This window comes from Kitasatospora aureofaciens (genome assembly GCF_001188955.3).
Taxonomy (GTDB): domain Bacteria; phylum Actinomycetota; class Actinomycetes; order Streptomycetales; family Streptomycetaceae; genus Kitasatospora; species Kitasatospora aureofaciens.
The window spans coordinates 63,165-84,530 of the sequence record NZ_JPRF03000015.1 but is presented as its reverse complement, the minus strand read 5'-3'; the positions used below and the strand labels follow the sequence as shown (position 1 = coordinate 84,530).

The 21,366-nt window shown below is 73.2% G+C and carries 22 protein-coding genes; 10 read left to right on the top strand and 12 right to left on the bottom strand.

Annotation, left to right across the window (positions count from 1 at the left end; all coding sequences use genetic code 11):
- The first annotated feature begins 31 nt into the window (after positions 1 to 31).
- Positions 32 to 964 (top strand): zinc-binding dehydrogenase, encoded by a 933-nt coding sequence (locus HS99_RS08375; RefSeq protein WP_030558051.1) that lies wholly within the window; start codon positions 32 to 34, stop codon positions 962 to 964.
- A gap of 70 nt (positions 965 to 1,034) precedes the next feature.
- Here the strand turns inward: HS99_RS08375 and HS99_RS08370 are convergent, their stop codons facing one another.
- From HS99_RS08370 to HS99_RS08360, 3 genes are all read right to left on the bottom strand, one after another.
- Positions 1,035 to 1,871, bottom strand: a complete 837-nt coding sequence (locus HS99_RS08370; RefSeq protein ID WP_030558052.1) for an NmrA family NAD(P)-binding protein — start codon at positions 1,869 to 1,871, stop codon at positions 1,035 to 1,037.
- Positions 1,872 to 2,018: 147 nt separating this feature from the next.
- Entirely contained in the window at positions 2,019 to 2,585 is a 567-nt protein-coding gene (locus HS99_RS08365; protein ID WP_030558054.1) for a hypothetical protein, read from the bottom strand.
- A 170-nt stretch (positions 2,586 to 2,755) separates the two neighbouring features.
- Complete coding sequence (locus tag HS99_RS08360; protein WP_030290717.1) at positions 2,756 to 3,745, bottom strand: quinone oxidoreductase family protein; 990 nt, start codon at positions 3,743 to 3,745, stop codon at positions 2,756 to 2,758.
- A 108-nt stretch (positions 3,746 to 3,853) separates the two neighbouring features.
- On the opposite strand from HS99_RS08360, the gene HS99_RS08355 reads away from it, so the two are divergent.
- Positions 3,854 to 4,252, top strand: coding sequence for an ArsR/SmtB family transcription factor (locus tag HS99_RS08355; RefSeq protein WP_078867755.1), 399 nt, complete (start codon positions 3,854 to 3,856; stop codon positions 4,250 to 4,252).
- 12 nt (positions 4,253 to 4,264) lie between these two features.
- Here HS99_RS08355 and HS99_RS08350 read toward each other — a convergent pair whose 3' ends face one another.
- Both HS99_RS08350 and HS99_RS08345 read right to left on the bottom strand, forming a co-directional pair.
- Positions 4,265 to 4,798, bottom strand: a complete 534-nt coding sequence (locus HS99_RS08350) for a hypothetical protein (RefSeq protein ID WP_043388908.1) — start codon at positions 4,796 to 4,798, stop codon at positions 4,265 to 4,267.
- A 125-nt stretch (positions 4,799 to 4,923) separates the two neighbouring features.
- Positions 4,924 to 5,691, bottom strand: coding sequence for a CDP-alcohol phosphatidyltransferase family protein (locus HS99_RS08345; RefSeq protein WP_030290723.1), 768 nt, complete (start codon positions 5,689 to 5,691; stop codon positions 4,924 to 4,926).
- 269 nt (positions 5,692 to 5,960) lie between these two features.
- Between HS99_RS08345 and HS99_RS08340 the strand changes: the two genes are divergently transcribed.
- Together HS99_RS08340 and HS99_RS08335 are read left to right on the top strand one after the other, a co-directional pair.
- A complete protein-coding gene (locus HS99_RS08340) occupies positions 5,961 to 6,527 on the top strand; it encodes an NUDIX hydrolase (protein WP_030290725.1) in 567 nt (188 codons plus the stop codon).
- A gap of 57 nt (positions 6,528 to 6,584) precedes the next feature.
- Positions 6,585 to 7,274: an HAD family hydrolase gene (locus HS99_RS08335; RefSeq protein WP_030290727.1), complete on the top strand. Its 690-nt coding sequence runs from the start codon at positions 6,585 to 6,587 to the stop codon at positions 7,272 to 7,274.
- Between the two features lie 79 nt (positions 7,275 to 7,353).
- Here the strand turns inward: HS99_RS08335 and HS99_RS08330 are convergent, their stop codons facing one another.
- Both HS99_RS08330 and HS99_RS08325 read right to left on the bottom strand, forming a co-directional pair.
- The gene (locus tag HS99_RS08330; RefSeq protein WP_030558056.1) at positions 7,354 to 8,049 is read right to left on the bottom strand and encodes a YidC/Oxa1 family membrane protein insertase; all 696 of its coding nucleotides are present in this window, start codon (positions 8,047 to 8,049) and stop codon (positions 7,354 to 7,356) included.
- An 87-nt stretch (positions 8,050 to 8,136) separates the two neighbouring features.
- Positions 8,137 to 8,430: a DUF6412 domain-containing protein gene (locus HS99_RS08325; protein ID WP_030290731.1), complete on the bottom strand. Its 294-nt coding sequence runs from the start codon at positions 8,428 to 8,430 to the stop codon at positions 8,137 to 8,139.
- A 161-nt stretch (positions 8,431 to 8,591) separates the two neighbouring features.
- On the opposite strand from HS99_RS08325, the gene HS99_RS08320 reads away from it, so the two are divergent.
- The gene (locus HS99_RS08320) at positions 8,592 to 8,876 is read left to right on the top strand and encodes a type II toxin-antitoxin system Phd/YefM family antitoxin (protein ID WP_030290733.1); all 285 of its coding nucleotides are present in this window, start codon (positions 8,592 to 8,594) and stop codon (positions 8,874 to 8,876) included.
- Positions 8,869 to 9,291: a type II toxin-antitoxin system VapC family toxin gene (locus tag HS99_RS08315; protein ID WP_037831599.1), complete on the top strand. Its 423-nt coding sequence runs from the start codon at positions 8,869 to 8,871 to the stop codon at positions 9,289 to 9,291. Before HS99_RS08320 ends, HS99_RS08315 begins: the two co-directional genes overlap by 8 nt.
- A gap of 20 nt (positions 9,292 to 9,311) precedes the next feature.
- Here the strand turns inward: HS99_RS08315 and HS99_RS08310 are convergent, their stop codons facing one another.
- Positions 9,312 to 10,400 (bottom strand): Gfo/Idh/MocA family oxidoreductase, encoded by a 1,089-nt coding sequence (locus HS99_RS08310; protein ID WP_030558058.1) that lies wholly within the window; start codon positions 10,398 to 10,400, stop codon positions 9,312 to 9,314.
- 227 nt (positions 10,401 to 10,627) lie between these two features.
- Here HS99_RS08310 and HS99_RS08305 point away from each other — a divergent pair, with 227 nt between their 5' ends.
- The 4 genes from HS99_RS08305 (at position 10,628) to HS99_RS08290 (ending at position 14,888) form a co-directional block, all read left to right on the top strand.
- Positions 10,628 to 11,407, top strand: a complete 780-nt coding sequence (locus tag HS99_RS08305) for an HAD-IIA family hydrolase (RefSeq protein ID WP_030290738.1) — start codon at positions 10,628 to 10,630, stop codon at positions 11,405 to 11,407.
- A 93-nt stretch (positions 11,408 to 11,500) separates the two neighbouring features.
- Entirely contained in the window at positions 11,501 to 12,775 is a 1,275-nt protein-coding gene (locus HS99_RS08300) for a low temperature requirement protein A (protein ID WP_063737811.1), read from the top strand.
- A 129-nt stretch (positions 12,776 to 12,904) separates the two neighbouring features.
- Entirely contained in the window at positions 12,905 to 13,582 is a 678-nt protein-coding gene (locus tag HS99_RS08295; protein WP_030290743.1) for a uracil-DNA glycosylase, read from the top strand.
- A 226-nt stretch (positions 13,583 to 13,808) separates the two neighbouring features.
- On the top strand, positions 13,809 to 14,888 hold the full coding sequence (locus HS99_RS08290) for a glycoside hydrolase family 6 protein (protein ID WP_232543254.1): 1,080 nt from the start codon (positions 13,809 to 13,811) through the stop codon (positions 14,886 to 14,888).
- A gap of 13 nt (positions 14,889 to 14,901) precedes the next feature.
- Here the strand turns inward: HS99_RS08290 and glxA are convergent, their stop codons facing one another.
- From glxA to HS99_RS08270, 4 genes are all read right to left on the bottom strand, one after another.
- Positions 14,902 to 16,833, bottom strand: coding sequence for a radical copper oxidase GlxA (glxA, locus tag HS99_RS08285; protein ID WP_030290749.1), 1,932 nt, complete (start codon positions 16,831 to 16,833; stop codon positions 14,902 to 14,904).
- Between the two features lie 35 nt (positions 16,834 to 16,868).
- Positions 16,869 to 19,064: a glycosyltransferase family 2 protein gene (locus HS99_RS08280; protein ID WP_078958688.1), complete on the bottom strand. Its 2,196-nt coding sequence runs from the start codon at positions 19,062 to 19,064 to the stop codon at positions 16,869 to 16,871.
- Positions 19,065 to 19,485: 421 nt separating this feature from the next.
- Positions 19,486 to 20,253: a 3-oxoacid CoA-transferase subunit B gene (locus HS99_RS08275; protein ID WP_191898880.1), complete on the bottom strand. Its 768-nt coding sequence runs from the start codon at positions 20,251 to 20,253 to the stop codon at positions 19,486 to 19,488.
- A gap of 4 nt (positions 20,254 to 20,257) precedes the next feature.
- Entirely contained in the window at positions 20,258 to 21,019 is a 762-nt protein-coding gene (locus HS99_RS08270) for a CoA transferase subunit A (protein ID WP_030290081.1), read from the bottom strand.
- Positions 21,020 to 21,366 lie beyond the last annotated feature (347 nt).

Here is a 21,366-nt window from a genome sequence, read left to right as displayed (position 1 = left end):
CTCAGTGGCAGAATCTAGGGGAGGATCCTCCATGCGTGCGCTTCTGGTCGACCGCTCGGCCCCCGGCCGCCTGCGCCTCGGCACCGCTCCCGACCCCGAACCGGCGCCGCACCAGGCGCTGGTCCGGGTCGCCGCGACCTCGCTCAACTACGGTGAGGCCGCCTTCGGTCTCGACTCGGCCCCCGACGGCACGGTCCTCGGCTGGGACGCCGCCGGAGTCGTGGAGCGTGCCGCCGCCGACGGCTCCGGTCCGGCGGCCGGGACTCCGGTGGTCACCCTGATGCCTGCCGGCGCCTGGGCCGAACTCCGGGCCGTCGACACCGGGTTGATCGGCGTCGCGCCCGCCGGAGCCGACCTGGCGGCGCTCGCCACCGTCCCGGTCGCCGGCCTCACCGCCCTGCGCGCCCTGCACCGCGTCGGGCCGCTGCTCGGCCGCACCGTGCTGGTCACGGCGGCCACCGGCGGCGTCGGCCGGTACGCCGTCCAACTCGCCCGTGCCGCAGGGGCGTACGTGATCGCCTCCACCGGCGCACCGGAGAAGAACCGCGAGCTGCTGGAACGGCTGGGCGCCCACGAGGTGGTCGGTGCGCCGGGGCAGGCCTCGCGCCCGGTCGACGGCGTGATCGAGCTGGTCGGCGGACCCCAACTGGTGGAGGCCTATGAGGCCTTGGGGGAGGGCGGCACGCTGGTCGCCACCGGGCACATCGCCGGCAAGGGCGAGGACTTCCCGTTCGGCGCGCTGTTCGGCGACCAGCAGCGGCACGACCGCAGCCTGGTGACCTTCTTCCTGCTCGGGTGCACCGGCCTCGGCCGGGACCTCGGCTGGCTCGCCCACCGCGTCGCGGCAGGGGAGTTGGACCCGGGCATCACCTGGCGCGGCAGCTGGGACGACGCGGCGCAGGCCGTCGAGGCCCTGCTCGCCGGGCGGCTCCACGGCAAGGCGGTGCTGACCTTCGACGCCTGAGACCAGGCCCCGCCTCCGCTCGGGGCCAGGGCCGCCGTACGGGCCCCGAGCGGAGGCGGCGAACGGCGGACTACCGGAAGTCCTCCGCATGGTCCCGCACCCACGAGCGGAAGGTGCGGGCCGGGCGGCCGAGCACCTGCTCCACGGTGGCCGTCACCCGCTCCGGCTCGCGGGTGAACGACTCCCAGGCGCGCAGCCTGGACTCCACGAACGCCGCGTTCCCCCAGGCCGCCGTCAGCTGTTCACGGGCCGTCTCCGGCGCCAGCTCCGCCCAGCGCACCTCGGTGCCGAGCTCCTCGCCGATGATCCGCGCCAGGTCGGCGTGGGCGATCGACTCGGGCCCGGTGACCAGGTACTTGGCTCCCTCGTGGCCGTCCTCGATGAGCGCCCGAACGGCCACGTCCGCGATGTCGCGCTCGTGGATCAGCGAGCGGCGCGCCTGCCCGTACGGCCAGCGGACGAGGCCCTCGCGGACCTGGCCGGCCCAGCCGAGCACGTTTCCCGCGAAGTCGATCGCCCGGACGAAGGTCCAGGCCAGGCCGGACCGGCGGATCAGCCGCTCGATCTCCTGGTGGAAGATCACGGGCGGCTCGTCGTCGGCGAGGTCCGGAACGTCCGTCGAGAGGTAGACGACCCGCTCGGCGTGTTCGGCGATCAGCTCCACCACCCGCGGCTGCACCGGGATCCCGGGCCACATCAGGTAGACGGCCTGCACCCCGCCGCTCAGGCCGGCCGCCAGGCTCTCGGGCGCCGCCAGATCGCCCTCGACGGCCTCCACCCCGACGGGCAGCGCGGCCTCGGCGGCGTTCCGCACCAACGCCCTTACCTCGTGGCCGCCTTCGGTCAACGAGGCCACGACGTGCCTGCCCACACTGCCGTTCGCGCCGATCACCAGAATCTTGGTCATGCGGGGCCCAACGCCGCCCCGGCCCGGCCTATGCCCGACCTGTGCCCGGCCCGTGCCGGCTACCAGCCCTCCTCCACCTGCCCGTCGTCCGCGAGTCCCGCCTGCCGGGCCAGCCACCGGGCCGACTTCCTGCACAACGGGTACCGGTCAGGCCGGGGTGATGGTCAGAACCGTCGCGAAGTTCAGGCTGGTGACCCCGCCGGGGGTGAGGCAGCCGAGGAGGTCGAGGTTGGCGGCGGTGAAGGTCTCGACCACGTGGCCGCCGGCGAACTCGCCGGAGGTGACGGTGCCGGTCTCGGTGAGGACGGTGGTGGACAGGCCCCGGACGACGGCCGCGGTGAACGGGAAGCTGCTGGTGGTGCCGTTGTTCCAGCGGATGGTCTCGACCCCGCTCTCGCCGATCAGCTGGTTGCAGCTGAGATCGAGCTGGGCGGTGACGTCCCGCTCCCCGGCCGTGGCGGTGGAGTTGGCGGACAGGCAGCTGCCGGTCGGGCTGTGCGCGTCGATGACGTTGAGGTCGCCGTCGACCACGACGGTGGTCGGCCGCACGGTGTCGGTGAGTCCGGGGGCGTAGGTCGTGTAGCTCCAGCCGGTGCAGTTGATCCCGGCGGTGGAGGCGTGGGCGGGCGCGGCGGTGACCACCGCGCTGCCGAGGGACAGGGCCAGCAGGCCGGCGAATGCGGGGATCCGGTGGATTCGTCCTCGTCTGATCACGGCTGCCTCTCCAGGTGGTGGTGGCGCGGTGCAGCGGACTCCGGCGGTCAACAGCATCGGGACCGGACCGTACTGATCACAAGTGGGTGCGGCCTATTGACCGGTCCGGACCGAAACTGTCCGTACTGGCGGGTGAATTGAGCGGCAGGGCCGCTGGGCGGCTCGGCCGCTCACTCGCCCATCCGCACCACGTACTTGCCGGTGGCCCGCCCCTCCTGCATCGCGTCGTGTGCGGCCGGTACGGCCTCCAGGCCCGGCAGTTCGGTGAGCGGGATGCCGAGGCCGCTGTTGGCCTGCAGGTCGAGGGTGGTGCGGATGGCCCGGGCCAGGCGCTCGGGGGCGGTGGCGGCGAAGGCGCGGTGGCTGAACCCGGTGACGGAGAGGTTGCCACCCATCAGGCGGCCGAGCGGGGGCAGGGCGCCGACCTCGCCGCCGCCCGCGTTGCCGAACAGGACGATCCTGGCGCCGGGCGCGGCGACCGTCAGGTCGAGCTCCAGCGCGGCGGTGCCCAGCGGGTCGAGCACCAGGTCGACGCCTCGGCCGCCGGTGGCGGTACGGACGGCGTCGGCGAGCTTCTCGTCGCGGGCGAAGGCGTGGTGGTAGCCGAGGTCGACGGCAGCCGCGGCCTTCTCCGGGCGGCCGACCGTGCCGATCAGCGTTCCGCCGCCGCCGAGCAGCGGGACGAGCTGGGCCACCGCGCTGCCGACGCCGCCGCCGGCCGAGTGCACCAGGACGTTGTCCCCGGCGGTCAGCCGGCCCGCGTCGGTGAGCAGCAGGACGGCGGTGGCGAGGCCGAGCGGGGCGGCCGCGGCGGTGCGCAGCTCCAGTCCGTCCGGAACGGGCAGGGTCAGTACGGCGTCGGCGACCACGACCTCGGCCAGTCCGCCGCCGACCGGTGCGGCGACCACCCGGTCACCCACGGCCAGCCCGGTGACGCCCTCCCCGAGCTCCCGGACCGTACCGGCCACCTCCTTGCCCGGCAGGTACGGCCACTCGGCGGTGTAGCCCGCGTCGCCCCGACGGGCCATCACGTCCACGAAGTTCAGACCGGCCCAGGCGACGTCGATCGCGACCTGGCCGGGTCCGGGATGCGGTGCCTCGATCTGCCGGATCTCGGAGTTCTCGGCTCCGCCGGGTGCGGTCATCACCAGTGCGCGCATGTCGGCCCCCTCGACTACGATGTTCGACGAACGGCGAAACTGCCGTGGCACAGTGGTAGCAGCTACGTTCGTCGTTTGTCGAACATCGCAGATCGGAGGAGGTCCAGCGTGGCCCGCAGCACTCGCCGCCGACCGGCGCCCGCACACCCGGCGACCGAGGAGATCGACCTGTACGACGTTCTGCACGCGCTCTCCGACCCGACCAGGATGACCATCGTGCGCGTCCTGCGGACCGAGCCCGAACGGGCCTGCGGCACCTTCCCGGTGGACGTCGCGCCCTCCACCCTCAGCCACCACTTCAAGGTGCTGCGCGAGTCCGGCGTGATCAGCCAGCGCGAGGAGGCCAACCGCCGGTTCTCCGCCCTGCGGACGGTGGACCTGGAGCGGCGTTTCCCCGGACTGCTCGACACCGTCCTGGCAGCGCTCGCCCGCAACGAGCCCGGCGGCGGCCCGGCGGGCGAGGAGTCCGGCCACGAGCCCGGCTCCGACAAGGCCCGGCACGGGTAGCGGAGGCCGGAGTCAGGCGCCGGTCGCGCGGTGCCGGCGGTGGTACGAGACGGTGACCGCCGCGAGCAGCGGGCCCCAGGCAACCGCGGGCAGATAGAGGAAGCCGACCAGCAGGTGCCCGAGCGGGGTCATGTTCGGGTGCGGCATCGCCCACCAGGCCAGGAACGGAGTCCAGAGCACCGTCAGCGCGGCGGCGCCCAGCGAGGCCGCCAGGACGACGCGGTGCGGGTCGACCGGGCGCCCGCCGAGGAGCGGGATCCAGCGCGGCGACACCGTGCCCCACGGCCGGACCAGGCCGAGGGTGAGCAGGGCCAGCGCCTCGGTGAGCACGCTCAGGGTGAGCGGCCAGACGGCGTCCCAGCCGGTGAAGCCCACCGCGTGGTAGCCCGCGTCGGTGTACCCGCCGTGCCAGCCCAGGACCAGCCCGAGCCGCCACAGTCCAGCCGGCAGTGCGGTGACCGCGGCCAGGTGGGCGGCGCGGACCGCCCAGCGCGGCGGGGCGGGCGCGGCGGAGGTCGCGGGCGCGGCGGTACGGGGCGTCGTCATGCGTCCACCCTCCCGTGCGGGCCGCCGCATCGGCGTCCGCCCGGCGGCGGGCTCGTGCCGGACCCCTCCCCCTGGTGGGGGAGGACCGTCTCAGCCCCGGGCAGGCCGATCGCGGCCGCCGGGCGTCACCGCAGCCGCGAGGAGGACAGGATCGACGCCAGGTGTGCCACGACCATCCCCCAGGTGATCACCGTGATCCCGGCGAGCGTCCACCGGGTGGCGTCCAGGTTGTGCAGCCCGGCATCCACCGCGGCCGCCGCCAGCAGCACCAGCGAGGCCTCGATGCCGTTCGTCACCCGGTGGATCTTGAAGATCGAGGCGAACCGACGGGCCGTCGCGATGCCCTGGGAACGCGGCTGGGTCGACTCCTCGTTCGCCGGCGGCTGCCCGCTGCGGGCCCGGGCCACGTCCACCAGGTCCGTCGAGGCCTTGAGCAGCACCACGCCCAGCGCCGCCGCCAGACCCGCCGACACCCACAGCTCCGAACCGCCGCGGGCTGCCCGTACGCCCGCACCGATCATCAGCGCGGCGTCCGCCAGGTAGGCGCCGAGCCGGTCCACGTACACCCCGGCCATGCTGAACTGGCGCTTCCAGCGCGCCACTTCGCCGTCCACACAGTCGAACAGCAGGAACAGCTGGAACAGCACCGCCGCGAGCACCGCCCCGGTCGGGCCCGGGATCAGCAGGGCCGCGCCGCCGCCGACCCCGCACACCACCATCACCCAGGTCAGGGTGTTCGGCGAGACCCGGGTGCGCACCAGCTGCCGGGTGGTCCGCAGCGAGATCGCCCGCATGTACATCCGACCCGCCCAGTGCTCACCGTTGCGGCTCTGCAGCTTGGCCTGCGGCTGGCACACCTCGCGCAGCTCGGCGAGCGCCGGAGCAGCCACCATGACGACATCCCTCCACCTGTCCCGAAACGATCACCACAGGCTACGGCCTCCGGGCAGGCACCCCGACCGGCAGGTACGGCCCAGGGGGAGCGGGAAAACCGGTGGGCCGCCCCACCCTCCCCGGGCTAGGCTTCCCGGGTTCACCGGAACCGGAGCCCCCGGCCCCGATCGCCCGCTCCCGCAAGCCCGTTGGCGTTCCTCGACGTGACGCGGTCGGACGGAAGGCGGCGCGACCCGGCCCCGGGGCGGAACGAGGAGAGCACAGCATCATGGTGACCACGGGCACCGCACCGCAGAGCCCCGACCTGGCCCGACTCCTGGCCGGTCACCGGCCGCAGGGCCCGGTCGAGACCGCCGACCACGCCCGGGCCCGCGCCCTGGTGGACGCCCCCGACGCCTGGGACCGCGGCACCCCGCTGCACTTCACCGCCTCGGCGCTGATCGTCCACCCGCCGACCCGCCGGGTGCTGCTGCGCTGGCACGTCCGCCAGCAGGCCTGGCTGCAGGTCGGTGGCCACGGCGACCCCGGGGAGACCCTGCCGCTGGACATCGCCCTGCGCGAGGGCCTGGAGGAGACCGGCCTGACCGACCTCACCCCCTGGCCCGACGCCGCCCTCGTCCACCTCGCCGTGGTGCCCGTCCCCGCCTCGCCCGTCGAACCCGCCCACGAGCACGCGGACCTGCGCTTCCTGCTGGCCACCGGCACCCCGGACGACGCCAGGCCGGAGAACCCCGCCTCCCCGCTGGAGTGGCTCACCGTCGAGGAGGCCAGGGAGCGGACCACCGAGGAGAACCTCCGCGAGACCCTCGACCGCGCCGCCCGCCTGCTCGGCTGAGCCACCCCGCCGCCCAAGGATCCCGCCCCGCCACCCAAGGACCCCTGAGGACCCTCGATGCACACCGACCAGACCCTCATCTTCGACGCCGACGACACCCTCTGGGAGAACAACGTCCTCTTCGAGCGGGTCATCGCCGGCTTCCTGGACTGGGTCGCGACCCCGGTCGAGCGAGAGGCCACCCGCACCCTGCTCGACCGGATCGAGGCCGCCAACGCGGCGGCCCTCGGCTACGGCGCCACCGTCTTCCGGCAGAGCCTCGCGGACTGCCTGCGGCAGCTGAACGACGACCGCACCCCCACCGAGGCCGAGCTGGCCCGGATCGACGAACTGCTCGCCCCGCTCACCCGCCGCGGCGAGGTCGAGCTGATCACCGGCGTCGCCGACACCCTCACCGCCCTCGCCGGCCGCCACCACCTGCTGCTGCTGACCAAGGGCGACCAGGAGGAGCAGCAGGCCAAGGTGACGGCCTCCAGCATCGACCACCACTTCCGCGGCATCCACATCGTGGCCGAGAAGTCCGTGGACACCTACCGGCAGCTGACCACCGAGCTCGGCCTCGACCCGGACCGGACCTGGATGATCGGCAACTCACCCAAGTCCGACATCGCCCCCGCCCGCCGGGCCGGCCTGCGCACCGTGTTCATCCCGCACGAGCACACCTGGGTGCTGGAGCACGTGGACCTCGGCCCGGACGAGGCGACGCTGCAGCTCACGGCCTTCCCGGAGCTGCTGCGCCACTTCTGAGGCCCCGCAGTCACAGCGCCGCGCGGCGCGCGGCGCGCGGCGCGCGGCGAGCGGCGAGCGCGCGGGCGACCGCGACGCGCTACAGCGCCAGCGCCGCCGCCGGGGCCTGGTTCGTACCCCGGTACAGCCAGGCCCGCTCGGAGGCCGACCACACGCTCGTGGTCAGCAGGTAGAGCCCCGCGGCCACCGGCACCAGTACCGCGAACAGCACCGAGGCGAAGGACAGGTACGGCAGCAGCGCCGCCCCCGGCTGCGGGGTGGTCTGCGCCGCCGCCGCCGCACGCCGGGCCCGGCGGTAGTTGACGTACCCGACCGCCGCCAGCCCGGCGTACAGCAGGCCGAACACCGCGAACTGCCCGGCGCCGTGCGCGTTCCCGACGTGCAGGCCGAGCGGCACCCCGAACAGGGTGTGGTCCAGCAGGTCGTTCGGGGTGGTGAACAGCCGGTACATCACCGAGAAGAACGGGATCTGGACCAGCATCGGCAGGCAGCCCGCGAACGGCGAGACCTGTTCCTTCCGGTACAGCTCGGCGAGCGCCTCGCGAGCCTTCTCCGGGCTGTTCCGGTGCTTCTTGTTCAGCTCGGCGACCTTCGGCGCGAGTTTCGAACGGGCCTTCTCCCCGCGCGCCGCCGCCCGTGCCAGCGGGTGCAGGCACAGCCGTACGGCGAGGACGAACAGGACGATCGCCAGCGCGGTCGGCAGGACGTGGGCGATGGCGGAGACCACGGCGTGGGCGACGGTGACGGCCGGGTCGAGAACGGACAGAACGGACATGGTTGAGCGAGCCCTCCGGGGTCTCAGGACATGAGTGATCGGCGGAGGACGGCCGCGAAGAACCCACGGCGATGGAGCGATGAGAGGTTACGCGGCCGCCGGGGCCGCTCCCGGCGCCCTGGGGCGTCGCCTGCCCCGGGCGTCCGGATCACGCTGCGGAAGGAACGCCGTACGGAACGCCCGGCGCCGCAGCACTCCGCTGCGCACCGCCGCCGGGGCCCGGGCCCCCAACAGCCGCGCCCCGGCCAGGGCGCCCGCGACCGCACCGGCCACCAGGGCCACGGCCGCCACGGCGGCTACGGACGTGAGCGCGCCGCCGTCGGTCACCAGCTGTCCGGTCAACATCCGGAGCAGGCCGAGCAGGAACGCCACAACGCCCACGGCACACGCTCCTCTCGATGTCTCCGGGCTCCCGGTCGTACAGCAGGACGATCGTACGGTGCGTCGGGTTCCCGGCGAAGGGGCGGACGGGCGCACGGCGTAGCGGAGGAGTGCTCGCGCGAGCCGTAGCCACCCGTGCTACACGGGGCTACCGTGGATCCATGAAGACGATTACCCAGCGGGAGTTCCGGAACAACTCCGCCGCGGTGATGGACGCTGTGGAGGCCGGGGAGACCTTCCACATCACCAGGAACGGGGTCGAGGTCGCGGAGCTGCGGCCGGTGTCCGGACGCCGGAGGCTCACGGCGGAGGAGCTGGTGGCCCGGCACGTGAAGCTGCCGCGGGTGGACTACCAGGAGATGCGCAAGGAGGCCGAGGAGTACTTCGGGCCCGAGGAACTGGTGGGGGACGAGGGCGACGACCCGTTCGAGCGGCGGCGTGGCTGAGCGCCGCAGAGCACCCCGACGGCGGCCCGCCGGGGTGCTGGACACCTGCGTGTACATCGACCTGGCGCTGCTGAACCCGGCCGACCTGCCCGCCGTGCCCGAGCTGACCGCGATCACCTTCGCCGAGCTCCAGCAGGGCGTCTCGATGGCCCGCGACCCGGTCAGCCGGGCGGCCCGGCTGGAGGTGCTGGGCGCGGCGATGGCCGACTTCGACCCGCTGCCCTTCGACGCGGCCGCCGCCGCCCGCTACGGGACCCTCGTCACCCTGACGATCGCCGCCGGTCGCCAGCCGCGCCCCCGCCGGATCGACCTGATGATCGCCGCCGTCGCCTCCGCGCACGGACTGCCGCTGTACACCCGCAACGTGGCGGACTTCCGGGGCCTGGGCTCGGCGGTGGAGATCATCGGGCTGTGAGCCCCCGCCGTCTGCGGCCGTCAGTCCAGCCGGACCGTCGTGCCGGTGGCGGCCGAGGTACGGGCCGCCTCCAGGACGGTGAGGGTGGCGACCGCGTCGCGCGGGTCGACCGGGGGCGGGGTGCCGGGGACGGCCAGGGCGGCGGCGATGCCGGCGTAGTAGGCCGGGTAGTCGCCCGGGTCGGTGGGCAGGGAGATCGCGGACTCGTCGCTGCCCAGGGTGCCGTAGTGCTCGGGCAGGTCGGCGCCCCACGGGTGGCTGCCGTCCGGGCGGTGGCCCGACCGCAGCTCCGCCTCCTGCGGGTCCATGCCGTGCTTGACGTACCCGGCAGTGTCGCCGAGCACCCGCAGCCGGGGGCCGATCAGCGGGGTGATGGCGCTGGTCCACAGGTGGGAGCGGGTGCCGGAGGCGTGGGTCAGGGCCAGGAAGGCGTCGTCGTCCACCACCGCGCCGTCGCGCCGCACGTCGATCTCCGCGTACACCGTCTCGACCGGACCGAACAGGGTGAGCGCCTGGTCGACCAGGTGGCTGCCCAGGTCGTACAGGGTGCCGCCGATCTCCGCCGGGTCGGCCAGCTCGCGCCAGCCCGGCTTGGGCTTGGGACGGAAGCGCTCGAAACGGGACTCGAAGCGGTGCACCCGGCCGAGCGCCCCGCCGCGTACCAGTCGGCTCGCGGTGAGGAAGTCGCCGTCCCAGCGCCGGTTCTGGAACACCGAGAGCAGGACGCCCCGCTCGTCGGCGAGCCGGCACAGCTCCAGCGCCTCGGCGGAGGTGCCGGCCAGCGGCTTGTCCACGACGGTGGCCAGGCCCGCCCGCAGGGCGGCGCGGGCGAGCGGGGCGTGGGTGCGGTTGGGCGAGGCGATGACGACCAGGTCCAGCGCGTCCGGGTCCGCGAGCAACTGCTCCGGGGTGTCGACCGCGCGGGCGTCGGGGTGCTCCTGCCGCAGCTGCTCGCGGCGCTCCGGGTTGGCGGTGACCACGGCGTCCAGCCGCAGCCCCGGGGTGGTGGCGATGAGCGGGGCGTGGAAGGCGGAGCCGGCCAGGCCGTAGCCGATCAGGCCGACGCGCAGCGGGCGGTCGTGCGGGGCGCGGGGGGTCTGCGGATTCATGCCGCCTACTCAATCACGAGGCGCCCGGTTGCTCCCGGTTCGGCCGTACGGACGCCGCCCGGCGGTCGTACGGCCGCTGCTCGGCCGCTGTCGGGTCGCTGCCCGCCCGCCGCCGGGTCGCCGCATTCCGCCCAGCGGGACGTCCTGTCCCCGGTCACCCGCGCGGATTAGGCTGTGCCGGGTCAGGGCCCCACGCAAGACGTTGCAACACCTCGGGAGACACGCACGTGGCAGACCGCAAGCCCATCGAGTCCTGGCTGACCGACATGGACGGTGTCCTCATCCACGAGGGCACGCCGATCCCCGGCGCGGAGGAGTTCCTGCGCAGGCTGCGGGAGTCCGGCAAGCCCTTCCTGGTCCTCACCAACAACTCCATCTACACCCCGCGCGACCTGAGCGCCCGACTGGCCGGGATGGGCCTGGAGGTGCCGGAGGAGTGCATCTGGACCTCCGCCCTGGCCACCGCCAAGTTCCTGGCGGGCCAGCGGCCGAACGGCACGGCGTACGTGATCGGCGAGGCCGGCCTCACCACCGCGCTGTACCAGGCCGGGTACGTCCTGACCGACAACAACCCCGACTACGTGGTCCTCGGCGAGACCCGCACCTACTCCTTCGAGGCGCTCACCAAGGCGATCCGCCTGATCAACCAGGGCGCCCGGTTCATCTGCACCAACCCGGACGAGACCGGCCCCTCCACCGAGGGGGTGCTGCCGGCCACCGGCTCGGTCGCGGCCCTGATCACCAAGGCCACCGGCGTGGAGCCGTACTTCGTCGGCAAGCCCAACCCGCTGATGATGCGTGAGGCGCTGAACACCGCCGGTGCCCACTCGGAGAGCGCCGTGATGATCGGCGACCGGATGGACACCGACATCGTCGCGGGCATGGAGGCCGGCATGGAGACCGTCCTGGTGCTCACCGGCCTGACCTCCGCCGCCGACGTGGAGCGCTTCCCGTACCGGCCGAGCCGGGTGGTCAAGTCGATCGCGGACCTGGTCGAGCTGGTCTAGCCTCTGCGGTGCAGTCGCGAGCCCCGTTCCGGCCGAGCGCCGGGGCGGGGCTCGTCTCGTAGGTGTGCCGCAGGGCGGGGAGGCAGGGCGCGGATGAGTGCGACGGGGGAAGCGAAGGGGGAAGCGGCGGGCGCGGCGGCGGGCGCGGCGGCGGGGGAGGCTGCGGGCTCCGGGGAGAAGCGGGTCACCTGGGCGGAGCTCTACTTCGACCTGGTCTTCGTCTTCGCGATCACCCAGGTCTCCGGACTGCTGCACCACCAGCACGACCTCACCGGGCTGGTCCGGGCACTGGTGGTGTTCGTGCCGGTCTACTGGTGCTGGGTCGGCACCACCGTGCAGGCCAACATCCGGGACGTCGACAACCTGCGGGACCGGCTCGGCATCCTGCTGGTCGGACTGACCGGCCTGTTCATGGCGCTCGCCGTCCCCGGCGCGTACGGCCGCCGGGGCGTGCTGCTCGGCGCCGCGTACTGGCTGGCCCGGGTGGTGCTGCTGCTCCTGCTGGTGCGCGTCCCGGGCGTCTGGCGCGGTCCGTACGGGGCGGGCGTGCTGGCCAGCGGGCCGCTGCTGCTGGTCGGCGGGCTGCTGCCGGACGGCCCGAGGCTGGTGCTGTGGGCGGCGGCCGCGCTCTGCGACCTTTCCGCGCCGCTGGTGTTCCGGCGGCGGCTCGCGGACGTGGCCTACCATCCGTCGCACATGCCCGAGCGGTTCGCACTGTTCCTGCTGGTGGCGATCGGCGAGTCGGTCGTCGGGATCGGCGGCTCGGCCGCCGTGGCCCGGCTGGACGTGCCCGAACTGCTCGCCGTGGCTGCCGCGTTCACCATCTCGGCCGGCCTGTGGTGGCAGTACTTCGTGTTCGCGGCGGACGCGATGCGGCACGCCGTGGAGGTCGCCGACTCGCGGCGGGACGTGGTCCGGCGGATCTTCCAGTACGGGCACCTGGCGCTGGCCGCCGGGGTGATCGGGGTGGCGGTCGGCTTCGAGGAGACAGTGGCCGACCCGTGGCGGGCGCTCGGCGCCGGGTCGGTGGCGCTGCTGTACGGCGGGTGCGGGCTGTACCTGCTGACCTTCGGGTACACCCGCTGGATGATGTTCCGCCGGATGTCGACGACCCGGATCGCCGCGGCGGTGGTGGTGCTGGGTCTGCTGCCCGCGATGGTGCGGCTGCCTGCGCTGGTGGTGCTGGGGGTGCTGGCGGTGCTGCTGGTGGCGCTCAACGGGGTGGAGTACCTGCGGGTGGTGCGGGCGGCGGGTGCTTCCGCCGCTTCGGCTCCCGCTCCTGCTCCGTCGGTTCCTGCCTCGCCGGTTCCCGAGTCGGCTGCTGGCTCGGTTCCCGAGTCGGCTGCTGGCTCGGCTCCCGTGGAGTGAGTTGTCGGTGGGGCTGTGTAGCGTTCGGGGTGTAAGAGGGCGGGCGGCGCAGCAGCCGCGGTGTGGGAGGTAGATGTCGTGACGGACACGGTCGAGGCGGGCGTGGTCGAGGCCGGCGGGGGCGGCGGGCTGGAGCTGCCCGAGTCCTGGCGCGAGGTGCTGGGCGCCGAGACGGAGAAGCCGTACTTCGCCGAGCTGGCGGCCTTCGTGGCGGCCGAGCGCGCGCAGCACGAGGTGTTCCCGCCGAGCGGCCAGGAGTTCGCGGCGCTGGAGGCGACCCCGTACGAGAAGGTCCGGGTGCTCGTCCTCGGGCAGGACCCGTACCACGACAACGGCCAGGCCCACGGCATGAGCTTCTCGGTGCTGCCCGGGACGAAGACGCCGCCCTCGCTGCGCAACATCTTCAAGGAGCTGGACGCCGACCTGGGCGTCCCCGCCCCGGACAACGGCTACCTGATGCACTGGGCCGAGCAGGGCGTGCTGCTGCTCAACGCGGTGCTCACGGTCCGCGCCCACGAGGCCAACTCGCACAAGGCGAAGGGCTGGGAGAAGTTCACCGACGCGGTGATCAAGGCGGTGAGCGCGCGCGAGGAGCCGGTGGTCTTCGTGCTGTGGGGCAACTACGCCAAGAAGAAGCTGCCGCTGATCGACACCGGGAAGCACGTGGTCGTGCAGGGCGCGCACCCGTCGCCGCTGTCCGCCAAGCTGTTCTTCGGCAGCCGTCCGTTCTCGCAGATCAACACGGCTCTGGACGACTTCGGTGGAGAGCCGATCGACTGGCGGGTGCCGGACCTGAAGCAGGGCTGACGCCGAGCCGGTGCCGGCCCGGTGGTGGGGGGAGCCGGGCCGGGATCCGGCGTCGGGGGGCGGTGAGTGGCCGTGGGTGGGCGGGGTCGGATCCCCGTTCGCCCACGGCCACTTGCCGTTCACCGATGGCTGCCGTCGGTCGGGGGCGGGTGTGCTTAGCTGGTGCCGACCGGTGGCCGGACCGGTCCTGGGGCGGGGGCGGTTGCGGGCTTCGGAGGGGCGGTACGTGCGCGGGGTGGGACGGGCAGGAACGTTTCGGAGCGCCAGGGCCTCCCGCTGGGCGGCGCTGGCCGTCGCGGGGCTGGTGCTGACCGTGCCCGGCTGCAGCGGTTCGGGCGGCGCCGGGGGGACGAGCGGCGCCAGGTCGGCTTCTCCTACCAGTACACCCGCGGGCAGCCCGGCGGCCGGGCCGGTGGTCCTCAACCAGCTTCCGGGGCAGGCCTTCTACGTGTCCGACCGGACCAACGCCGCCCAGCAGGTCGGCGTGCTGCGCAGCCAGGGCCGGTCGGCCGAGGCGGACACCCTGCTGCGGATCGCCGCCCAGCCGTCCTCCCAGTGGCTCGGCGACCAGGGCGCCCGGGAGATCGCCGACCAGGTGAGCCGACGGGCCACCGAGGCGGGTCGGACGGCCGTCTTCGTCGCGTACGACATCCCGCACCGGGACTGCGGCCAGTACTCGGCCGGCGGCGCCCCCGACGCCGCCTCCTACCGTTCCTGGATCACCGGCGTCGCCGAAGCCCTGGGCGACCGCAAGGCCTGGGTGGTGCTGGAGCCGGACGCCGTCGCCCACACCCTGGACAGCTGCGGGGTCAAGGGTGACCTGGCCGCCGAGCGGTACGGCCTGCTGGCTTTCGCGGTACAGGAGTTGAAGAAGCGTCCGAACGTCCGGGTCTACCTGGACGCGGGCAACCCGGGCTGGGCCCAGGACCCGGAGGACCTGGCTGCCGCGCTGCGCAAGTCGGGCATCGCCGTGGCCGACGGCTTCGCGGTGAACGTCGCCAACTTCTACCCGACCGACCGGAACGCGGCGTACGGCAACCGGCTCTCCGCCGCCCTCGGCGGGAAGCACTTCGTCATCGACACCAGCCGCAGCGGCAACGGCTCGGCGGGCGCCGACTCCTGGTGCAACCCGCCGGGCCGGGCGCTCGGCGAGGCGCCGACCACCGAGACCGGCCGGCCCGGGGTCGACGCCTACCTGTGGATCAAGAACCCGGGGGAGTCGGACGGCCAGTGCGGGCGCGGTGAACCCCCGGCGGGCCAGTTCTGGCTGCCGTACGCGCTCGGGCTGGCGCAGGCGGCGCACTGAGTGGTGGTCGGGCTCAACCGGTGACCTGGACCCAGCGGGCGACCGACGGGGTGCCGGCGGCGTCCGTCAGGAACAACATGTACCAGCCGGGCGGGAGCAGATCCGGGTTGCCCGGGAGGGTGAGCGAGACGCCGTCGGCGGTGCGCCCGGTGACGTCCAGGGCGACCGAGCGCTGCTCGACGTCGGTCACGTGGGTCACCGAACTCGGGCGGATCAGCTTGGCGGTCGTCACCGCGTCCGGCCGGGCGGCGCCGACCCGCAGGGTGCCGCCGAGCTTGGCCGACTGGGGTGCGGCGGTCACCTCCGGGCGGTCGCCGTGGTACAGGTACGGCGGGGTGTAGATCTCGATGCGCTGCTCGAAGCCGCCGGGCTGGGTCTCGGCCTTGTCGGCGAACAGCGGGTTGGAGCCCAGCACGGCGACCCGGCCGTCCGGCAGCAGCAGCGCCTCGGAGTGGTAGTCGCGGCCTACGGTGGGCTCCGCGGCGGTGCTGAAGGTGTTGGAATCCGGGTGGTACACCTGCGCCTTGAGCAGGTCGCTCCCGCCCCGGCCGCGGTAGCCGCTGGAGCCGCCGGTGGTGAACACGGTGTCGTCCGGGAGGATCACGCTGTTGAGGTAGCGGGTGCCGCCGGCCGGCAGGTCCGGGCCCGGGGTGTAGGCGGGCCCGGGCGCGGACAGGTCGACGATGTCGGTGCGGGCCGTGGACAGCGGGGACTCGCCCACCCCGCCGCCGCCGAGCACCATGACCTTCTGCGCCTGCGCGGGCGGCAGCAGCACCGAGGAGGAGGTCTCGGTCAGGCCCGGGTCGCGCAGGCCGGGGACGGGCCGGAAGGAGTTGTTCGACAGGTCCCAGAGGCCGGGCTCACGGCCCTTGTCGGCGGGGCCGTAGCCCGCGTTGGAACCGGAGTAGAAGAGCTTGCCGGTGGCCGTCAGGAAGATCGAGGGGTAGGTCGGGAAGTAGTGGTCGGGGGCCTTGGCCCAGGTCCTGGACTTCGGGTCGTAGACCTCGTTGTCGTTGCCGTCGAGGATCTGCCCGGTGTCGTCCAGGCCGGAGACGGTGACCACCCGGCCGTCGCCCAGCCCGGTCAGGGTCGGGTACCAGCGGGCGTGCGACATGTCGGTGACCTGCTCGTAGAGCTCGGTGTCCGGGTTGAACTCGAAGGCGGAGCGGATGCCCTGGTAGTCCTGCTTGTCCAGGGTCAGCTTCTCGCTCTGCCCGTACAGGTTGTGGGCGTCGGCCCCGGTCAGGCCCTTGATCCGGTACTGGGCCGGGGAGTTGGTCACATAGTCCGGGCCCTCGCCGACCGCCTCGACGAACACGTGCTGCTCGCCGGCGGTGACCACGGTCTGCTTCCCGGCGCCGGTCTTGGTCGCCGCGGGCACGGTCACCTCGACGGTGCTGGTGTACTCGCGACCGTTGGGGGCGACAAAGACGGTGCCCTTGGGGAAGGTGCGGGAGCGCTCCGGGCTCTCGTTGCGCACCCGCATCACGCCGGCCGCCTTCTTCACCGCGCCGTCCAGCTTCTCGTACCGCTGGGTGCCGCCGGCCACCAGTACCCGGCCGTCCGGGAGGGAGGTGTGACCGCCGCAGAACATGTCGGCGGGGGTGGGTATCAGCTTGTAGGTGTTCTTCGCAGGGTCCCAGAGCAGGCTCTTGAAGGTGCCCGCGTTGAACTGCTTCTCGTCGTTGCCGGAACCGGCCACGATCAGCACCTTGCCAGTGCGCAGGAGGGTGGCGTGGACGGCGTTGACCCGGAACTCGGCGGGCAGGGCCAGGGTCTGCCAGTGGCCGTACTGTCCCTTGTACTCGGGGCGGTTGATCACGTACTGGTGGTACTGGGCGCCGGCGAAGCCGAGCACGGCCGGGGCGTTCATCCCGGCGACGGTCAGCGCGACGGTGCTGCCGAGGGCGAGGCGCTTGGTGCGGCCGGCCTTGCGGATCTTCACGGTGGTGCTCCCCTCGGGAGGCGGGCGGGAGTGGCTCAGCGGGTGGGCGTGCCGCTCCCGGCGTGGTCGGGCGGGGCGGGCGTCAGGCGGAGCTGGAGCGTGGGGCTGTCGAGTGCCGGGCTGTCGAGTACCGGGCTGTCGAGCGCGGCGGTGTCGCTGTTCGTCGTGGTGCCGGGCGTCGGGGTGTCGCTGTTCGTCGTGATGCCGCTGTCGGTGGTGGGCGCGGGGCGGGCGTGGCGAGGGCGGCGCTTCTCCAGGACGACCGTCGGGGTGGCGGACGGGCCGCCGGTCACGGTGAGGGTGGCGGTGGGCCGGGTACGACGGCGGCGGACGGCGTCGCCGGTCGAGATCAGCAGCGGCAGCACGGTCAGGGCCAGGGCGATGCAGGCCCAGGTGCGCATCGCGACGTGGTCGTAGCCGGTGTGGAAGGACGCGGCGACGGCGCCGCCGAACACCACCGCCCAGAACAGGTGGTAGCGGAAGGTGCCGATCCGGTCGGCGCTGGCGGAGCGACCCTTGGGTGTCACCACGAAGCGGCTGCGCACCCGGAACAGCGCCTGGAGCAGCGAGGCCGCGTAGACCGGGCCGCAGACCGCGGACATCACCATGCCCGCGATCCCGGAGGAGCCGGCCGGCTCGTGCGGGCTCACGTTGTGCTTGCGGTTCCAGGTGTAGAGCAGGAGTTGGAGCGCGGCGGCGTCGCTGTAGAGCATCATCCAGATCTCCGAGGAGACGTGGACGCCCGAGGCACCGAAGCCCAGGTAGAGCACGCTGGACACGCCGCCGAGCAGCCAGGTCAGCGCCGCCATCGGGTAGAAGCCCACCATCAGTGAGTAGTTGAGCAGACGGCCGGGCGACAACCGCCAGAGCACCCGCCAGTACTGGGTGAACAGGGTCTCGTAGGTGCCGCGGCTCCAGCGCAGTTGCTGGGAGAAGAAGTCGGTCCAGGAGGACGGACCTTCGCCCACCGCGAGCACGTCCGGGGTGTAAACGGACTTCCAGCGTTCTCCGGTCTCCGGGTTCCGGCTCCGGTGGAACTCCAGACCGGTGGCCATGTCCTCGGTGATGGAGTCGTACAACCCGCCGATCGACTGGAGCGAGCGGATTCTGACGGCGTTGTTGGTCCCGACGAACATCGGTGCGCCGTAACGGTTTCCGGCGCGTTGGACGAGGGCGTGGAAGAGGTACTGCTGGCTCTCGGAGAATTTGGTGACGGCCGAGCCGGAGCTGCGGTAGTTCCCGTACACCTGGGGGCCGACCACGAATGCCACGTCCGGATCGCGGAAGTAGCCGAGCATGCGCTCGCAGATGTCGGGCAGCGGGGCGTGGTCGGTGTCGACGGACACCCAGAAGTCGTAGTCGTCGCCGTGGGCCTGGAGCCAGGCGTTGTAGTTGCCGTGCTTGGTCCCGGCACGGAACCGCCCCTTCGGCTGGTTCCAGTGCGGGCGGCCGGAGCGGCTGAAGTGGCGGACTCCCAGCTCGGTGCACAGGGCCCGCATTGCAGGATCGTTTCCCTCGTCCAAGAGCCAGACGTCGTACGGCCCTTCGTGCCGGACGGCCCGGGCCGCCACCAGCGTGGCCCGGACCGTCTCCGGCGGCTCCTTGCCCGGCACGCAGGTGGTGAGGAACGCGACCCGGGTGCCGGGCTCCGGCGTCACCGGTACCGGATCGCGGGCGACCAGGGTGGCGTGGGTGTTGGACACCACGTTGACCAGCCGGAACACCTCGACCACCGCGATGATCCCGATCATCACCTTGTCGCCGAGCAGCACCAGGACGTCGGTCTCGTCGACGCGCTCCGGCCAGTGCTCCGGCAGCAGCAGCCAGACCAGCAGGATCGCCTCCACCAGCGGGGCGGTCACCAGCAGCAGGCCGGCCCGGATCCGGTGCGGCTCGTGGCGCAGCAGGCTGCGGTACTGGACCCGGTACGGCGTGGCCGGCTCCGTGCCGGTGGGGTCCCGGGGGCTGCCCGGGTCCGGCCGGTAGACACCGCCGCCGAGCTCCCGGTCCTCGTCCGGATCGACCGCAGGGCCGGCCAGCCGGCTGAAGTGACCGTAGTCATAGGGCGCTTCGGGCACCGGCACGTCGCGCAGCACAGCCTCGCGCGCCCTGCTCCGCTGGGCCGGTTCGGCGTCCCTTCGACGCGACGGCGGCTTGGGCGGCCTGGACCTGGGCGCCTTGGACGGCGAGGGCGGCTTGTACGGTTGGGACGGCGAGGACGGCGTGGTCATGGCGTGCTCCCCCCGGAGTGTTGCGGGATGCTGTGCCCGGCGTTGTCCGCCTCGCTCCGGAGCCGTGCCGATAGAACGCGGCCCGGTGAACTGCGGGCCGTCCCACAGTTTCCGGGCTGTCCAACACGCACTCCGGTGCCGGGAATCCACCGTGCGGAACCCGGCCCGTGGAGTGTGTGCGACCGGTTCAGTTGTGGGCCTGCGCGGCGGCTTCGAATGCGGGATCCCGGTGCACCGTCCAGCTTCCCCTCCGGATGCGGTGGGATCCTTGGCTTGCTCAACTCTCCCGGAGCGTAACGCTGATGGCAACAGCTCCGCGCAACGATCACCGCTCAAGCGTGAAGTTGCCACGGTTCCCGGCCATTCTGGTCCGTGATGGTGCTAATGCGGCGGAATTCCGGAAACGGGGGCCGGCGTGCGGTCAGTGCGGCGACAGAAGGGGAGCGTCCGTGGCCGCCCGTACCTCGGCAGGGCTCACACCCGGGGCCGTCTCCACCAGGCGCAGCCCCTCCGGGGTCACGTCGACGACCGCCAGATCGGTGACGATCCGGTCCACCACCTGCCTGCCGGTGGCGGGAAGCGAGAGCTCCCGGGCGATCTTCGGCGAGCCGTCCCTGGCGGTGTGCTCCATGACCACGATCAGCCGTCGGGCGCCGTGCACCAGGTCCATCGCGCCGCCCATGCCCTTGACCATTCGGCCGGGGATCATCCAGTTCGCGAGGTCCCCGGTGGCGGACACCTGCATCGCACCGAGCACCGAGACGTGGATCCGACCGGCCCGGACCATGCCGAAGGAGAAGGCGGAGTCGAAGTAGGCGGCTCCGGGCGTGACCGTCACCGTCTCCTTGCCCGCGTTGATCAGATCGGGGTGCTCGGCACCCTCCACCGGGTACGGGCCCACGCCGAGGACGCCGTTCTCCGAGTGCAGCACCACCCGGACGCCCGGCGGGAGGTGGTTGGGGATCAAGGTGGGCAGACCGATGCCCAGGTTCACGTACTGCCCGTCGCGCAACTCTCGGGCGGCGCGGGCGGCCAGGGCGTTACGCGGGTCGAGCGGGGCGGAGGCGGAGGTTGCGGTGGGGGTGGAGGTGTTCGCGTGGGCGGGGGTGGGGGCGGAGGTGCTCGCGCGGGTGGGGGTGGGGGCGGAGGCGCGGGTGCTTGCGAGGGCGGGGTTGCTGGGGGCCGGCATCGGTTCAGACCTCCTGGAGGGCGGGGCGGACGGTCCGGCGCTCGATGCGGCGGTCCTCGGGATCGGCGGCCACGACCCGGTCGACGTACACGCCGGGCAGGTGCACCGCATCCGGGTCCAGCTCGCCCGGTTCGACGATCCGGTCCGCCTCGACCAGGGTGATCCGGCCCGCCGTCGCGCAGAGCGGGTTGAAGTTCCGGGCGGCCGCGTGGAACGCGCAGTTGCCGTGCCGGTCCGCCACCTCGGCCCGGACCAGCGCGAAGTCCGCGGTGATCGCCTCCTCCAGCAGGTACCGGCGACCGCCGAACTCCCTCACCTCCTTGGGCGGTGAGGCCAGCGCCACCGAGCCGTCCGCGGCGTAGCGCCAGGGCAGCCCGCCTTCCTCGACCTGGGTGCCGACCCCGGCCGGGGTAAAGAACGCCGGGATGCCGGCACCGCCTGCTCGCAACCGCTCAGCCAGCGTGCCCTGCGGGGTCAGCTCCACCTCCAACTCCCCGGCGAGGTACTGCCGGGCGAACTCCTTGTTCTCCCCGACGTACGAGGAGGTCATCCGGGAGATCCGGCCCGCCCGCAGCAACAGGCCGAGCCCCCAGTCGTCCACCCCGCAGTTGTTCGACACCACGCGCAGACCGGTGGTGCCGGCGCTCACCAGGGCGCCGATCAGGGTGCTCGGGATGCCACAGAGGCCGAAGCCGCCGACGGCCAGCACCGCACCGTCGGGTATGTCGCCGACCGCGGCGGCGGGGGAGTCGAGGACCTTGTCCAAGGGATCACCTCATGAGGGACTGGGAGGGAGAGAGGAAGATGTGGCGGGGTCGGGATCGGGATCGGGGCGACGGGGGGGGCGACGGCGGGGGCGGGGGCGGCGACGGCTGTACCCCGGGGGCTGGCGGCCGGGGCTGCACCCAACCGGCACCGCGCCCTCTCCACCGTGGCCGGGCACGCGGCGCCGCAGCCATGGCGGCCACCGCCATGGACGGGGGCGGACCCGTGTCGGCGGGCCACATCCGGACGCCCGGAGCGTGGCACCGGGCGGGCGGTATGTCGACCGGAGCCACATCGCGGCGGGCTGCTACGTCGACCGGGCACATGTTGCCGGTCCCACCGCACACC